The organism is Dysgonomonas sp. Marseille-Q5470 (assembly GCF_951230145.1).
Taxonomy (GTDB): domain Bacteria; phylum Bacteroidota; class Bacteroidia; order Bacteroidales; family Dysgonomonadaceae; genus Dysgonomonas.
Genome location: NZ_CATNVE010000005.1, coordinates 1 through 16045, shown reverse-complemented (window position 1 = coordinate 16045; position 16045 = coordinate 1). Strand labels below are relative to the sequence as shown.

At 35.9% G+C, this 16045-nt stretch carries 18 protein-coding genes, 1 tRNA gene and 1 other RNA gene; 18 read left to right on the top strand and 2 right to left on the bottom strand.

Features of this window, described 5'->3' with window-relative positions:
* The first annotated feature begins 4 nt into the window (after window positions 1-4).
* The 10 genes from QOX35_RS10055 to QOX35_RS10010 all read left to right on the top strand — a co-directional run bounded on the left by QOX35_RS10055 (window position 5) and on the right by QOX35_RS10010 (window position 7863).
* Entirely contained in the window at window positions 5-403 is a 399-nt protein-coding gene (locus QOX35_RS10055; protein WP_135103694.1) for a hypothetical protein, read from the top strand.
* A 1-nt stretch (window position 404) separates the two neighbouring features.
* Window positions 405-1505: a F0F1 ATP synthase subunit A gene (gene atpB / locus QOX35_RS10050; protein ID WP_283686787.1), complete on the top strand. Its 1101-nt coding sequence runs from the start codon at window positions 405-407 to the stop codon at window positions 1503-1505.
* Between the two features lie 45 nt (window positions 1506-1550).
* Window positions 1551-1802, top strand: a complete 252-nt coding sequence (gene atpE, locus QOX35_RS10045; protein ID WP_006842280.1) for an ATP synthase F0 subunit C — start codon at window positions 1551-1553, stop codon at window positions 1800-1802.
* Between the two features lie 14 nt (window positions 1803-1816).
* Window positions 1817-2317 carry a F0F1 ATP synthase subunit B gene (gene atpF, locus QOX35_RS10040; RefSeq protein WP_006842281.1) on the top strand — a complete coding sequence of 167 codons (501 nt, stop codon included), beginning with the start codon at window positions 1817-1819 and terminating at the stop codon, window positions 2315-2317.
* A 9-nt stretch (window positions 2318-2326) separates the two neighbouring features.
* Entirely contained in the window at window positions 2327-2881 is a 555-nt protein-coding gene (locus tag QOX35_RS10035; RefSeq protein WP_006842282.1) for a F0F1 ATP synthase subunit delta, read from the top strand.
* A 70-nt stretch (window positions 2882-2951) separates the two neighbouring features.
* Window positions 2952-4538 (top strand): F0F1 ATP synthase subunit alpha, encoded by a 1587-nt coding sequence (gene atpA / locus QOX35_RS10030; protein ID WP_135103696.1) that lies wholly within the window; start codon window positions 2952-2954, stop codon window positions 4536-4538.
* A 6-nt stretch (window positions 4539-4544) separates the two neighbouring features.
* Window positions 4545-5429 (top strand): F0F1 ATP synthase subunit gamma, encoded by an 885-nt coding sequence (locus QOX35_RS10025; protein WP_135103697.1) that lies wholly within the window; start codon window positions 4545-4547, stop codon window positions 5427-5429.
* Between the two features lie 467 nt (window positions 5430-5896).
* The gene (gene pyrB / locus QOX35_RS10020) at window positions 5897-6814 is read left to right on the top strand and encodes an aspartate carbamoyltransferase (protein ID WP_252639172.1); all 918 of its coding nucleotides are present in this window, start codon (window positions 5897-5899) and stop codon (window positions 6812-6814) included.
* 15 nt (window positions 6815-6829) lie between these two features.
* Window positions 6830-7291: an aspartate carbamoyltransferase regulatory subunit gene (locus QOX35_RS10015; protein WP_006842286.1), complete on the top strand. Its 462-nt coding sequence runs from the start codon at window positions 6830-6832 to the stop codon at window positions 7289-7291.
* Window positions 7288-7863: a flavin reductase family protein gene (locus QOX35_RS10010; RefSeq protein WP_135103698.1), complete on the top strand. Its 576-nt coding sequence runs from the start codon at window positions 7288-7290 to the stop codon at window positions 7861-7863. Before QOX35_RS10015 ends, QOX35_RS10010 begins: the two co-directional genes overlap by 4 nt.
* Before the next feature lie 2 nt (window positions 7864-7865).
* On the opposite strand, the gene QOX35_RS10005 is transcribed toward QOX35_RS10010, so the two are convergent.
* A complete protein-coding gene (locus tag QOX35_RS10005; RefSeq protein ID WP_283686786.1) occupies window positions 7866-8372 on the bottom strand; it encodes a thermonuclease family protein in 507 nt (168 codons plus the stop codon).
* A 272-nt stretch (window positions 8373-8644) separates the two neighbouring features.
* On the opposite strand from QOX35_RS10005, the gene QOX35_RS10000 reads away from it, so the two are divergent.
* Window positions 8645-9037 (top strand): hypothetical protein, encoded by a 393-nt coding sequence (locus QOX35_RS10000; RefSeq protein ID WP_135103700.1) that lies wholly within the window; start codon window positions 8645-8647, stop codon window positions 9035-9037.
* A gap of 77 nt (window positions 9038-9114) precedes the next feature.
* On the opposite strand, the gene QOX35_RS09995 is transcribed toward QOX35_RS10000, so the two are convergent.
* Window positions 9115-9202: transfer RNA gene (locus QOX35_RS09995), tRNA-Ser, on the bottom strand.
* A 135-nt stretch (window positions 9203-9337) separates the two neighbouring features.
* Here QOX35_RS09995 and QOX35_RS09990 point away from each other — a divergent pair.
* From QOX35_RS09990 to ssrA, 7 genes are all read left to right on the top strand, one after another.
* Window positions 9338-10555 (top strand): site-specific integrase, encoded by a 1218-nt coding sequence (locus QOX35_RS09990; protein WP_283686785.1) that lies wholly within the window; start codon window positions 9338-9340, stop codon window positions 10553-10555.
* A 104-nt stretch (window positions 10556-10659) separates the two neighbouring features.
* Complete coding sequence (locus QOX35_RS09985; protein WP_283686784.1) at window positions 10660-12294, top strand: hypothetical protein; 1635 nt, start codon at window positions 10660-10662, stop codon at window positions 12292-12294.
* Window positions 12295-13047: 753 nt separating this feature from the next.
* Window positions 13048-13677, top strand: a complete 630-nt coding sequence (locus tag QOX35_RS09980; RefSeq protein WP_283686783.1) for a PsbP-related protein — start codon at window positions 13048-13050, stop codon at window positions 13675-13677.
* A gap of 2 nt (window positions 13678-13679) precedes the next feature.
* Window positions 13680-14072: a hypothetical protein gene (locus QOX35_RS09975; protein ID WP_283686782.1), complete on the top strand. Its 393-nt coding sequence runs from the start codon at window positions 13680-13682 to the stop codon at window positions 14070-14072.
* Window positions 14073-14076: 4 nt separating this feature from the next.
* Window positions 14077-14253: a hypothetical protein gene (locus QOX35_RS09970; RefSeq protein ID WP_283686781.1), complete on the top strand. Its 177-nt coding sequence runs from the start codon at window positions 14077-14079 to the stop codon at window positions 14251-14253.
* An 8-nt stretch (window positions 14254-14261) separates the two neighbouring features.
* Complete coding sequence (locus tag QOX35_RS09965) at window positions 14262-14804, top strand: hypothetical protein (protein ID WP_283686780.1); 543 nt, start codon at window positions 14262-14264, stop codon at window positions 14802-14804.
* Between the two features lie 545 nt (window positions 14805-15349).
* Window positions 15350-15747, top strand: a transfer-messenger RNA (tmRNA) gene (gene ssrA / locus QOX35_RS09960).
* Window positions 15748-16045: the final 298 nt, after the last annotated feature.

The window sequence follows — 16045 nt, the reverse complement described above, 5'->3', positions numbered from 1 at the left end:
AGGGATGGATGTAAAAGTAAAATTAATTCTTTCTATTACCCTGTTTGGGATTGTCACAGGAGCTCTTATACAGGCTTTGCTCAACTATCAGTTTCCTGAGTTTTATCCCAAATGGTACGAAGGTATTCTGGCTTTCTTTATAATACTGGAATCATTGGTTGTCTTGTATGCAGACTCATCGAGCCGCAAAGCGACACAAAGGCAGATGCTAAATGTATACATGCTGACTAAAGTAGTTAAGGTATTCGCCTCGCTTATTTTCATCGCAACCTATGCCGTGGTAATAAAAGAAAATATTAAAAGCTTCGTCCTTATTTTTATGATTTTCTATCTTCTTTTTCTGGCCTTCGAGGCATATTTGTTTCTAAGGATAGAAAAACGGTTAAAGAAAAAACAACAATAGTATGAAACACTATTTAAAATACATTTTAACTTCAGTTCTTTTACTTACTGTAATAGGCTTTCAACCTCTGGCAGCAGAAAATGCACATGAGGCTCAGTCCGAAAAAGAATTGAATGTTAAAGAACTTATTCTCGATCACCTTGCTGATGCATACGAGTGGCATTTAACTTCGTTTGGCGATACACATATTTCTATACCGTTGCCAATCATCGTGAAAGGAGAGACTTCTGGTTGGCATGTTTTTATGTCATCTGAGTTCCATCATGGGCATGAGGCATACGAAGGTTTTTATATCGCACAAGAAGGTAAATACAGAGGTAAGATTGTAGAAAAAAACGCTTCGGGTGAAGAAATACGTCCTTGGGATATTTCCTTGACGAAGAATGCAACCAGTTTGATAATCAGTTCTACACTTCTTATAATCATAATCCTTAGCGTATCCAAATGGTACAGAAGACAAGCCAAGACGGGAGAGAAGAAAGCTCCGAAAGGCTTTGTCGGATTTATGGAAATGTTTATAATGAGTGTGCAGGACGATATTATTAAGCCGTGTGTAGGAAAAAATTATAGAAAATTTTCTCCCTATCTGCTTACTGTTTTCTTCTTCATCTTGTTCAACAACCTATTGGGATTGATACCTCTCTTTCCGGGAGGTGCAAATGTGACAGGTAATATTGCAGTCACTTTAGTGCTTGCCGTGTTTACATTCTTCACCGTAAACCTTTTCGGATCCAAAGAATACTGGAAAGAAGTCTTTTGGCCTGATGTGCCTACCTGGCTCAAGGTGCCGATACCTATCATGCCAGCGATAGAACTGGTGGGGGTATTTACCAAGCCTTTTGCATTGATGATTCGTCTCTTTGCTAATATCCTTGCAGGGCACTCGATTGTACTCGGTCTTACCTGCTTGATATTCGTTACGGCAAACCTAGGAGCGGTGATCAATAGTTCGATGACTGTTGTATCTGTATTGCTGACTATATTTATCAGTCTGGTAGAAATATTAGTTGCATATATTCAGGCTTATGTATTTACTATGCTGTCGGCCGTATTTATCGGATTGGCACAGATAGAGCCACATCATCATGCAGAGAAACATTAATATTAAAAGTAAATTAACAATTAAATAATTTTAAACTAAAGAATTATGTTACTATCAACTTTATTACAAGCAGCAGAAGCTGCAACAAGCTTAACAGGTTTTGGTGCTGCACTGGGTGCAGGATTAGCTGTAATCGGAGCAGGTATCGGTATTGGTAAAATCGGTAGTTCTGCTATGGAAGGGATAGCCCGTCAGCCGGATGCAGCAGGAGATATTCGTACATCTATGATTATCGCCGCAGCTCTAGTAGAAGGGGTAGCTTTGTTTGCTGTTGTAGTTTGCGGATTTATTCTATAAATTAGTAAATAGATATGAATTTACTATTACCTGAATCCGGCCTTCTTTTTTGGATGCTCCTATCTTTTATAGTAGTTTTCTTCGTTCTGGCCAAATTTGGTTTCCCTGTGATAACCAAAATGGTGGAAGAACGCAAAAACTATATACAAGATTCGTTGGACGCAGCCCAGAAAGCCAATGAGCAATTGGCTTCGATAAAAGAAAAAAGTGATGAGATACTTTCATCAGCTAAGGCAGAACAGGTGAAGATCTTGAAAGAGGCGGCTGATACACGCGATCGTATTATAAACGAAGCACGTGAACAAGCCAAGATAGCCGGGGCAAAGGAAATGGAAGAAATAAGAAAGCAGATCCAAATGGAAAAAGATCAGGCTATACGCGACATTCGTCGTCAGGTAGCTGAACTATCTGTGGATGTTGCCGAAAAAGTTCTTCGAGATACCTTGAAAGACCCTAAAGAACAAATGTCAATGATTGATCGCCTAGTGGATGAAGCTATGGTATCTAAATCTTAATCAACTGTTATGAATGAAGGGATGATTTCTAAGCGATATGCTAAAGCTCTGTTGCTATATGCAGTGGATCAGAAAGCGGAGGATGTATTGTTTGCCGAAATGAAAAAGGTAGCATCGTCATTTGTCCGCGAACCCCGTTTGCGTATGGCAATGGATAATCCTACGTTGAATGCCGAAGATAAGCTTGCGTTGGTAAAGGCTGCTGTGGGCGCAAAACCGAGTAACGAGTATATTCGTTTTGCCGAGCTGGTAGTGAAAAAAAGACGTGAAATGTATCTTCGAAATATTGCGCTCAGTTACATCGATTTGTATTGTGAAGCCAAGCACATCAATACCGGGAAGCTTGTTACTGCTACCCCTGTGGATGATGCTACAAAACAGAAGATGAAAAGCTTACTACAGAAGATTAAACCGGGGACGCTTGATTTTGAAACAAGTGTAGATCCGGATATCGAAGGAGGCTTTATTCTGTATATCGACACATACAGGTTGGATGCGAGCGTAAAAAGTCAGTTGAAGCGTATCAAGCAAAAGTTTGTCGCCGAAAACAGTAAGATTGGATAATAGATACTCTACCTATTTGAAAAGAGCTATCCACGTATAGCTTTATAGTAACTTATAATTTGAATAAAATATGTCTGAAAATATAAAAGCAAGCGAAGTCTCCGATGTGCTGAAAATGCAGCTAGAGAATATCAGTAGCCGCGTACAGTTCGAGGAGGTGGGTACAGTTCTCTATGTAGGAGACGGTGTTGTTCGCATATACGGACTTAAAAATGCAGAGGCAAACGAACTTCTTGAGTTCGACAACGGTATTATGGCTGTTGTGATGAACCTGGAAGAAGACAATGTCGGTGCTGTATTGTTAGGCCCGTCAGACCAGATCAAGGAAGGATTTACCGTAAAACGTACAGGCCGTATTGCATCCATCAACGTGGGTGAAGGCATGTTAGGGCGTGTAATCAATCCTCTGGGCGAGCCTTTGGACGGAAAAGGCCCGATTGCCGGCGAACTGCTGGAAATGCCACTGGAACGTAAAGCTCCGGGGGTAATATACCGTCAGCCTGTAACCCAGCCTCTACAGACCGGATTGAAATCTGTAGATGCTATGATCCCCATCGGACGGGGGCAGCGTGAGCTTATCATCGGTGACCGCCAGACAGGTAAAACTGCAATTGCGATAGACACCATTATCAATCAAAGAAGCAATTATGATGCCGGAGACCCTGTATACTGTATTTATGTAGCTATCGGTCAGAAAGCCTCTACAGTTGCCAATATAGTAGAAACACTAAAAGAAAAAGGTGCACTTGACTATACGGTTGTAGTTTCGGCTACAGCAGCCGAGCCGGCAGCAGTTCAGTACTTTGCTGCGTTTGCAGGTGCAGCTATCGGAGAATATTTCCGCGACACAGGACGTCATGCCCTTGTGGTATATGATGATTTGTCGAAACAGGCGGTTGCATATCGTGAAGTATCCTTGATTCTTCGTCGTCCACCGGGACGTGAAGCCTATCCGGGTGATATCTTCTACTTGCACTCACGTTTGTTGGAGCGTGCGGCTAAAATTATTAACCAGCAGGAAGTTGCCGAACAGATGAACGACCTACCGGCAAGCCTTAAAGGAAAGGTAAAAGCGGGAGGTTCTCTTACTGCCCTTCCTATTATCGAAACTCAGGCAGGTGACGTATCTGCTTATATTCCTACCAACGTTATTTCTATTACCGACGGACAAATATTCCTTGATATAGACCTCTTCAATGCGGGTATGCGTCCTGCCATCGATGTGGGTATATCTGTATCTCGTGTGGGAGGTTCGGCTCAGGTAAAAGCGATGAAAAAAGTTGCCGGAACATTGAAGATTGACCAGGCTCAGTATCGTGAATTGGAAGCATTTACCCAGTTTGGTGGCGATATGGACCCCGTTACGGCAATGACTATCGATAAAGGTAAGAAGAATACAGTATTGCTGGTTCAGCCTCAGTATGCGCCGGTACCTGTTGAAAAACAGATCGCCATACTGTATTGCGGAACAAATGGCTTGCTTCGTCAAGTGCCGGAAGATAAAATACATGAGTTCGAAACCGAATTTCTGAGAACATTGGAAATGCAATATCAAGCTGATGTGCTGGATGTCCTGAAAAAAGGAGTCATCAACGAAGATGTGGAAACTAAAATCAGGAAAGTAGCCGCGGATATTGCTTCTCAGTACAAAAAATAATGAATTATGGCATCTCTTAAGGAAATAAAAAATAGAATTGGCTCTGTAAAAAGTACCAAGAAGATTACTTCTGCAATGAAGATGATAGCTTCATCTAAGTTGCACAAGGCGCAAAATGCAATCAGCAACTTCTTGCCTTATCAGCAGAAGTTGGATGTCATTCTGACTAATCTTCTGTCTTCTGATACAAGCTATGAGTCTCCTTTTATCCAAAAAAGAGAAACAAAGAGAGTCGCTATAGTTGGTTTTGCTTCCAATTCTTCGCTTTGTGGTGCATACAACTCGAATGTAATAAAAGAGTTTAGTACCGTTTACGCTAAAAAGAAAGAAGAGATAGGAGCAGGGAATATCTTGGTATATCCTATCGGTAAAAAATTGGCCGACGCCCTAAAGAAACAAGGAATAGCGGCGCAGGGCGATTACAGGGATATGGCTGATAAGCCTACCTTCTTAGCCGTACAGGATCTTGCCAAAGAACTAATAAAGAAATATATTGATGGAGAAATAGATGAGGTGATCTTAATTTATCATCATTTCATATCTACCGGATCGCAGAAACTAAAGAAGACACAATTCCTTCCTTTCGATTTGGAAAGTGCTAAGCCCGAAGGTCAGCAAGACGAAAATATGTTTGCAGACTATATCTTGGAGCCATCGAAGGAGGAAATTCTCGATTCTTTAATTCCTACCGTGCTTTATTCACGCTTATATGCTGCCTTGCTCGACGCTAATGCTTCGGAACATGCTGCACGTATGATTGCTATGCAAATAGCATCAGACAATGCGGACGAATTGGTACAGGATCTGACTATTCAATACAACAAGTCGCGTCAACAAGCTGTTACAAACGAATTGTTGGATATTATCGGTGGTGCTTCGGCATTGCAGTGATAGGAGAAAATTCTTTATAAAATATAGCCCCGGACTTTTATAGTTTGGGGTTTATTTTTTTCGTTTTTTTGATTCGTAAAAAATTGTATCTCAAAAAAAGTGACTACCTTTGTTGTAATATATAGAGAATTATGATGGAAAAAATAGCTTATATGCAACAGTATTATTTTCACGACAGTGGTTCCTGTATTTCCAATGAATTATTATTGATATAGATAGTATCCTCGAAGAAGTATTCTTTTTCGGGGATTTTTTTTGAAATAAATTGTCTTATATAGAGATCTTTGCGGTAGTTGACTGATAATAGAAAAGTAACAATAAAAAGCAGCTGTAAAACTGTCACTTTTGTCACCTCTTGGTATATATGGTGTTGTTTATGAGTTGTTTGTGCTTTAGTGGAATGTGTCACTTTTTTCTGTTATCTTTTTGTTGAATATGAATTTTACTCTTACAAAATATAAATAGTTATGTGCAATAAAAGCTTGGTTTCAATTACAGATTATTCGAAGGAAGATATTCTGAGAATACTTAATCTGACTAAAAAATTTGACGAGCAACCTAATCGTAGGTTATTGGAAGGCAAAGTGTGTGCTACACTTTTTTTTGAGCCGTCAACACGGACACGCCTTAGTTTTGAGACTGCAGTAAACCGCTTGGGCGGGCGCATCATAGGCTTTTCTGATGCGGCTACTACCAGCTCATCGAAAGGAGAGACGCTGAAAGATACCATACTGATGGTAAACAACTATGCGGATATTATAATCATGCGACACCATTTGGAAGGGGCTGCACGTTATGCTTCGGAGATTTCTTCTATACCTATCATTAATGCCGGAGACGGAGCCAATCAGCACCCTACGCAGACAATGCTTGATATCTATTCTATATTTAAGACACAAGGTACTCTCGAGAATCTGACAATAACGATTGTTGGTGACCTGAAATATGGTCGTACTGTGCACTCCCTGATCATTGGAATGTCACACTTTAATCCAACCTTTATATTCGTTGCACCCGAAGAACTGCACCTTCCCGATCCGTATAAAGCCTTCTGTGATGAACATGGAATAAAGTATTCGGAACACACAGATTTTGATTCAGAGGTGATAGACAAAGCGGATATCCTGTATATGACACGTGTACAGAGAGAACGTTTTACCGACCTGATGGAATATGAAAAGGTAAAGAATGTGTACATTCTCAAAAATGATATGTTGGCAGGAGCAAAAGATAATCTGAAAATATTGCATCCCCTACCTCGTGTAAACGAGATACAGCAGGATGTGGATGATAGCCCTAAGGCTTATTACTTCGAACAGGCTAAGAACGGGATGTTTACCCGTGAGGCTGTGATATGTGATGCGTTGGGAATAGAAGTTGAATAAATAAAATATCAAGATATGAATGAACGTAGAAAAGCAATGCAGGTAGCAGCATTATGCAACGGAACAGCCATAGATCATATTCCTCCCAGTGTAGTGTTTAAAGTAGTATCATTGTTGGAGCTCGAAAAGCTGGATAATCCTATTACAATCGGAAATAATCTGGAAAGTAAGAAGATGGCTTCGAAGGGAATTATCAAGATCACAGGTAAATATTTTGAAGAAAGTGTGATCAATAAGATTGCGATCATAGCACCGAATGTAGTCCTCAATATCATAAAGGATTACGAGGTTGTAGAAAAGAAGAGGGTGGTTTTACCTAAAGTAATCAATGGAATTGTAAAGTGTAACAACCCGAAGTGTATTACAAACAATGAGCCTATGACTACACGTTTTGAAGTCATTGACTGTAATAACACAGAGCTGCGCTGTCACTATTGTAACATTAAAATTCAGAAAGACGAGATTATCCTGAAATGAAGCAAGATTGGAAGCCGGGAACATTGATATATCCTTTGCCTGCCGCCATGATAAGTTGTGGCAGCACTCCTGAAGAATATAATATTATAACTCTGAGTTGGCTCGGTACTATCTGTACCAATCCCCCGATGTGCTATATTTCGGTAAGACCCGAAAGGCATTCGTATGAGATTATAAAGCGGGATATGGAGTTTGTAATAAATATAACAACAGAAGATTTGGCTTTTGCAACCGACTGGTGTGGAGTGAGATCGGGTAAGGATTTCAGTAAATTTGACGAAATGAAACTTACTCCGGGGAAGGCATCAATTGTTCAGGTTCCCATCATCGAAGAATCTCCGTTAAACATCGAGTGTAGAGTGCGGGAGATACTCAGTTTAGGTTCGCATGATATGTTTATCGCCGATGTGGTAAATGTAAAAGCTGATGAAAAGTATATTGATCCGGAAACCGGAAAATTTAGTCTCGAAAGCGCAAAACCGATTGCATATTCTCATGGTCAGTACTATGGCTTAGGAGAAAAGATAGGAGGCTTCGGCTGGACTGTCAGAAAAAAGAAAGAGGAACTGTAAACTCAGTTCCTCGCTTCTCTATCTGACTTTTCGGATCTTTGCTTTTTTCTATATTCATAGGGAGGTGTTGGGTTTTTCAAACTCCAGATATTCAACTTCTGTTGTCGGGCAGTCTTCTCCAATTCTTCGAGTACCGGGTCTTCAACATAATGATTGTAGTACCATGCTAAACCTTCTTTGACCATCTCCTGATTTAAATTCAACTCGTCGAGATAAACGATACCTAAAAATCTATCATATTGATCGATACCTTTTTTATCGACTTTTACGGTTTTCCCGTAGCATAGGTCATTTAAGTAGGTTCTGGCTTTGCTGCTGAAGTCTTGTCCTTTTTCGGGAGCATCAATACCATAGAGTCGCACTTTTATTCGTTCCTTGCTATCTGTCAGAATTGTCATTGTATCTCCATCTGCAACACTGACTACCTTTCCTTTTATTGTTTCGGCGGGTTCAGTGGAAGGCGGGTTACAGGAGATAAAGAGTAATAGTATGAATATAAATTTTCTCATTCGTTATAAAAGTTCATTTTTATCTTTAAATAGGATTAGCATATTATAAACTAGAGATCTAAATTAACTAAAAAGAGACAGAAAGAAATAGGGATTTCTAATATATTGTCTTTATTGCTTTTATCGATAAGCGAGTAGATAGATAAATAATTCAATGACTAAGCCTTATAAAATAAGTTCTCAGAGTTGTTAAAATATATAGGCAGAAATAAACGAAAAATAAAAATGATTTCATAGATTTGTCTAAATCTATCAATATAAAATTACATATTATGAAAAAATTAGTTGTATTCGCATCTGTTGTCTTTTTGTTTTCGTCTTGTGCTACAATATTTACTCCATCTAAGCAAAGCATAACGTTTTCGGGGATTGAAGGTACAAAAATTTATGATGCAAGTAATAATGTGAAATTAGCAGAAATAGGAAGTGACAAAACTGCGACTATCTCCGTTAAAAAGAAAATGAGCGACAAGCAACTTTTGGCTAAAAAAGAAGGATATAAGACATTGCCTTTTATTTTAGAGTCTACTTTCAATACGACCTCTCTATGGAATATCCTATTCTGGCCTGGTTTTATTGTAGATTTAGGAACAGGACAAATGAACAAATGGGATAATACAACAGTTAATCTTGAGCTTGAAAAAGATGATTCAGCATCCAAGTAAATAGGAATCTATAAAAATAGAAAAAGGACTGAATTTTATTTTAGTCCTTTTTTATTCTTGATAATCATTGTTTTAAGCGGAGAGGAAGAGATTCGAACTCTCGATACCCTTTAGGGGTATACACGCTTTCCAGGCGTGCCTCTTCAACCACTCGAGCACCTCTCCTTCTTATTTTAATTGGTTGTGGGTGCAAAGGTAAGAGATTTTTTCGTACTGACAAATCAATGGAAAAATAAGCTATTGTTTCAACTTATTTAGACACTTTCAAGCAAGCTATGTGTACAAAAGTGTGCACATAAAATGAAAACAATTATTGCTCTAACTTGCGATGCAAGAAGACCTTTAGCAAATGGAACAGTCCCTCTAGTTGTAAAATTAACGAAGAATAATAAAAGGAAATATCTTCGAACAGGAATTACACTAAAACCTCAGCATTGGGACTTTATTAAAAACAAGCCTAAAACTAATTGCCCTAACAGAGAATATATAGAAGCGATTATAACAGAAAAGTTAAAAGAGTATCAACAACAGATTTTAGAGTTTAAGACAATAGCGAAAGATTATTCTTTAACAACATTAGTCGAAAAAGTTGAAAAGCCAACGAAAAAAATAACTGTAGAAGAGTATTTAAAAACAATAATATCAAATCTAACAAATGAAAGTAAGATAGGAAATGCTGAACATTACAAAGCACTACACAATTCATTAAAGCAGTTTTCATGTGTAAATATATTATTCTCTGATATTGATATTTCCTATTTGAATAAGTATGAAGCATATTTAAGGAGCAAAGGCAATAGAGGAAATACTATAAGTATTAGGATGCGTACCTTGCGAGCCACGTATAACAAAGCTATCAAAGAAAATATCGTTAAAGCAGATTATTACCCCTTCAACAATTATAGTATCTCACGGCTAAAGGAAGAAACCGTAAAGAGGGCTATTTCTAAGACTGATATACAAAGAATAATAGATTTTGATATTACGACAATACCAAAACATCAACATTCATTATTACAGTTGGGCAAAGATTTATTTTTGTTCAGTTACTATGGCTGTGGCATCAATATGATTGACATTGCATTTTTAAAGAAAAAGAATATAACTAATGGTCGAGTAATCTATAAACGATATAAGACCCAGAAACATATAAGTTTCACACTCCAACCTCACACAATGGAGATTATAGATAAGTATATGCAAAAAGATATAGACTATATATTTCCAATATTGGATAATAGAATACATCTTACTTTGCAGCAAAAATATAGGAGGGTAAAGAAAGTAACTTATGTAGTGAACAAGTCATTGAAGAAGATAGGCAATGCGTTAAATCTGTCAATACCTATCACATCGTATGTGGCAAGACATTCATTTGCCAGTGTATTGAAAAAATCTGGCGTGAATATAGCCTTGATAAGTGAAACATTAGGTCATTCAGACTTAAAGACTACTCAAATCTACCTCGATAGTTTCGATAATGAACAGATAGACGAGGCAATGAAGAATCTCCTTTAAAAAGATATTAGTAATGTGGGGAGTAATATTTGTTATAGATAAAAATATTCACTTCTCATATTTTATTACTTTTGTTAAAACGTCAAATCGTTTTTACCAGCATAATGGATAAGATTCGTTGGATTAAGAATTTATTAGGTTTAGGTAAGAATAGTTATAATGAGATTCCTCTAAAGGGTTTAAAGACAAGCAAGATAGTTGTTACTCTTGCCACATCAGGACACTATGCCATGTTAGCAGGTAATTTTGACCTTGAAGCACATTTACAGCAGTACCCACCATTAGAATATGGCTTTAATGAAACAAAATATAATTTACGTTTTGATCCTGATAAAATCGTTTACATTTTAGGTTTATTAAGCTCTATTCCCGCCAGAAATAAAGATTTGATAAGAGAGGATGGATTTGTGCCCATCAATACAATTATGCTCAATCAAAAAGTGACAGATTATAGATTTTATCTTGACTATTTAGTACTTACGGGTGTTATAGAATGTGACCCTTATTACTTACCAAAAGTTCATTCAAGGGGCTATAAATGGGCTGAAAAATATAACAACTCAAAACCAAGAATACATTATTACAGAAAAGCATTTGATAAAAAAGGCAACCTAAAAACGGTTAACCCAATATATGTAAAGAAAGATAAAACAGGAAATGACGAAAATACTATACAAAACTATCCCTACTTGACATATTGGTACGAGCAAAAGAAAATAAATATTGACTATGCTAAAGCAGAACTGTATGCAGACTTACTTTTGAACAAGAAAATTGAGTTAGGCAAAGATAGTTGGGATTTAAATAAAGATACAGGTAAAAAGAAAGACCCTAAAGATCAATATAAGGCTATGTTATATAACCTTGAAGCCATCAAAATCCATGATTTTAAAGCCCAAATTGACAATAATGTGCATCGCTTACATTCTGTGTTAACCAATATGCAAAAAGACTATAGAAGCTTCCTAACATACGATAAACAACAAATAATAGCCATTGATATTAACAATAGCCAGCCATATCTTGCTTGCTTATTATTCAATCCAGAATTTTGGAGCGAAAATTCAACCCTACCAATAAATATCCATACTCTACCTAATAATATAAAACAACCTTTTCTATATATTGATTCAACTGGAAAGTCCCTCTCCATTATGGTGGGAAATTTACTTCAAGGGTTACAGGTTAATACTTTTGATGAATATAAAGATATTGTTGCATCAGGGCAAATGTATGAAACGATAGTAAAATGGGTTAAAGATGAAAAAAATATTGAAATTAATAGAGGTGTAGCCAAAGTCGCAATGTTCCAAATTTTATTTTCAAGCAACTGGAATAATCCCAAAGATGAAAATTACTGGCTAACTAAATATTATAAAGAGAAATTTCCATCAGTAATGAACGTATTCAAAATAATAAAAAGGACTATTCCAGAACTAAACGAAGAAAAGCCATATGCGCGCTTGGCATGCCTATTACAGGCAATTGAGAGTAAGGTTATACTCCATAGATGCTGCAAAAGAATATGGGCTGAAACAGACCGACAAGTGCCTGTTTTTACAATACATGATTCAATTGCAACTACCGTAGGCAATGAAGGATATATATTTAATATTATGATGGGCGAATTGGCTAAGTGTATTGGTATAGAGCCAAAACTAAAACCTGAATGCTGGAACTATCAAAGTAAAGATTTAGACCAAGAAATCATAAAAAAAATTACTCCAAACCTCAACTAATCGTACAAAAATCGTAATACTATCCAATAGATTAAATTATATGTTCTATTGGATTTTTTTTTGTATTTGAATACAAGATTATTAATATCCCCTTCTTTTTTAGGTAATAAGTGTATACCATCATACACGTATGAACCTATATATTTAACAAAATATACTGTGTGCTTGTGAGCCATGTAGACATAAACTCACCCCCGCCATGTTATGATAAGAGGGGTTAGCCCCCATGATGTATAATTAATGCTGTGTAATTATGACAAATAACGCATTAAATGGCTTAATTTGGTTGCTAATTGGTATCGTAGTGATCCTTATAAAGTTTCTTTTGGCTTATATCAAGTCTAGGAATCGAAGGTCATAACTGAATTGAAAGAATTTTCTCTTTCATTATGATAGGAAAAAAATAGTCCACGCCAGATGTTAAGATTTTTATTATTCATTAAATGATTTGATAGTCATCAAGAATTTATATTTTTGTATAAACTATAATCGTTGCCTATGGATAAATAGAAAATTCGAAACATATTATATAGTGCATTTGCATTATTATTTGTTGGTTCAAGAAATCACCACTTTTTAGACAAGCCACAACAATAATAAGTAAATGTTCATGCTATTGGCGTGGACTTCTTGTTATGGCTTGGGTGTTGTGGTGATACCTTTGAACTTAGTAAGGTAGTACCACGCCTCTTTTTGTGGTGCAGAGGGTTGCTGAAAACTCTTAGAGTAAGCCAAACATAATTCAATTATTTTATGAATATTTATTTCAGATATTATTGGTCGTTAGCTGTCATTATCTTATTTACTCAATGTAACAACTCTCCAAACTCTTCAAGAGAGAATTTTAAGCCCAAATTTCCACAGCAAGATTTTATTGCTGATACATCATCTGAACCTGTCTACGATGAAAATGCCATAGTAGATGAGAGTGATTACAATATTTTTTCTAAAACAGGCTTTGGGGCTTTTTCAATTGCATACCCTAAAAATTGGACTTTGGTAGAAAATCCTAATAAATATATCTGTGCTACATTTACTGAAATAAATTCAGAATATGAGTTTAAAAATAATATCAATATTATTGTTTCTAATAATGCAAAAAGTGTAGACGCTCTTTTTACGCAAAAATCAGAGAAACAAATGAGAGAAGTATTTTCAGATTATAAAATCAAATCAAAAACGAGAGTAGAGTTCAAGAATAGAGAATGTCTAATAATCTTATCTGAATTTACTTCAAACGAGACACCTGTAATTCAACAACAATTTTTCTTTAAAAGTAATGATAGCACAGCCTATATAGTAACTTTTACGTATAGATCTATCTCATACGCAGAAGAAAAAGAAGCAATCAACCAGATTATTAATTCATTTAAATTCAGATAATAATGGAATTACTACATGTATTATTATCAAGTTCAGGAGAAGGTATTGCTGTAGGTCTTATGAATGGAGCTATAATAGCAATCGTATTAGGTGTTATTTATTATTTGAAGGATAAAAGAGAAAAAAAAAGAGACCTTGAGTTTAAAAATACAATGATCAAAAATATGTATACATCTATTGAGGCAGAGTTTGATAAGTCAATAATAGGATTTGTCAAAAGTGACAAATATAATGAGAGTCAATCTAAAGAAAAAGAAATAGAACAAATAATCGCTAATACATCAGATGCGTTAAAAGAAAATTTTACAACCCCATCTCGATTAATCAGCTATTATGAAATATATTGTATCATTGATGAAATAGCTTTAAAAATAAAGCGCAGATATATTGAATAGCAGTATGGATGATAATGCAAAGAAAGAAGATGGTGTAGGGTGTTTAACCGTTGCAACAATAGGACTCGTTATTATAATTGTTATCGCAGCACTTAGTGACTTTGTAGAAAAGAATACAGGAGCATTGATTGTCTTATCTGTTTTAGTAATCATTTGGATGATAAAGAAATCAGGCTCATAACACACACAATGGCAGACTGTATAATTATAAATGAAGTAAAAGTCCAATTACAAGGAGAACCCTTTGACCAATACATAGAGACTGAAAAATCAGTTATAAAATTGAGCAAACCTTATTTGGCAGGTTGGAAGCTAATTAACAATACATTATATCTAATCGAGTTATTTGGCTGGGTTGAAGGAAAGACAAAAGCTTATTTATCTACTTATTTCGACAATGAAGCAGAAGTTAAGGCATATTGGTTTACTGGAGAATTAATGATACAGCTAAGACCATACCATCTTAAGCATAAACCTTTTGGAATTGACAAAGATGAAACTAAGTATAAGAAAGAGGTATATATACAATTTACAAATGGAAATTTATCTCAGATTAGATTAAAAGAATATGAGATTGACAAAGAAACTTTTAATAGAAGCTTCTTGTGCGAATGTGAAATATCTTTTGACGAATTAGAACATGAGGTTATATGTCATTGTACAGTGGAAGAACAAAATTTATCACCAATTATTCATCATTTTTGTATAGAAGAAGATGAATTACTATTTTAAAGAGAAATAATTAACAAAAAACGTGCATCTGACCTTTATTATACATAGAGGTTGGATGTATAAAATAAATCAAATTAGTATTAATCAACGCATAGCGTGCACAAAAGTGTGTACAATATTACGATTGAAACAAATTTAAGTAAAAATATTGCTGGTAAGTTATTGATCTAATATTATTTACGAAGTAGTATTTTTATATAGAAGCTTACTTTCCAGGCGTGCCTCTTCAACCACTCGAGCACCTCTCCTTTGTCCTCCGGTTGTAGCGTGTGCAAAGATAAAGGATATTTTTGAATTGACAAGAAGAGAGAAATTATTAGTCGTTTAGGGGGAGATGATTTTAGAGGACTTTGAAGTGTTTAAAGTAGTATACCTTTTATTTACAATACGTGAAATTGTAATAGCTTTGGCTTGATATGTTGTATATCCTAAAAAAGAGTTATCTTTGTATCGGATATTGTTTAGACAAATGTTTCGCATTATTTGTTACTCGATATCTAAAGTTTGATATTAAAGCGTTATATATCAAGCGAAAATAAACCAACGGGGCTGACTGGCTTTGACAGCGAGATGAAGTGGTTTGTAAGCATGCAGTGCGTAGTCGGCTGGCACTATAATCTCAGACGTCACAAATTTAACTGGCAATAACAATTACGCTCTTGCTGCTTAATCGAAGTATAGTAGATTCTAGCTTAATCCTTGCACAGGTGTAAGGACAAGACATCACTCGGAAGCTGTGGCTTCGAAGCGTGCCGATCAGGTGGTGCAGACAAATCGGAGATAGGATAGGAGAGGCTTTGGCTCTTATCTGAAATAAAAAAGCTAAGGTTTGAGTTGGTGGCTTCGGTCTTGCTCATTCACGAAAACTTAAGCGAAGATAAGCATGTAGAAAGCAAATTAGTTCCTTGTTTGGACGAGGGTTCAAGTCCCTCCAGCTCCACTTTTAAGATTTTAGAAAATCTAATTAAAACCTAAAAGACTTATAAATCAATGAAGTATTTGATTTGTAGGTCTTTTTTAGTTTGCTACATATTGTTTGATATTCTGAAATATGTTACATATATTTGAAATTATGTAGCACGAGAAAAATAAAAAGTAGCAAACATGGAAATAATGTAAATAATACTTGAAAAGTATACCACCAGAATAATTCAAAAGTATACCACCTATGGGAGTAAAATAGGATGATTTAACATTCATTTGGTTGTTAAGATTCTTTATTTTATTAACAAATACTAACA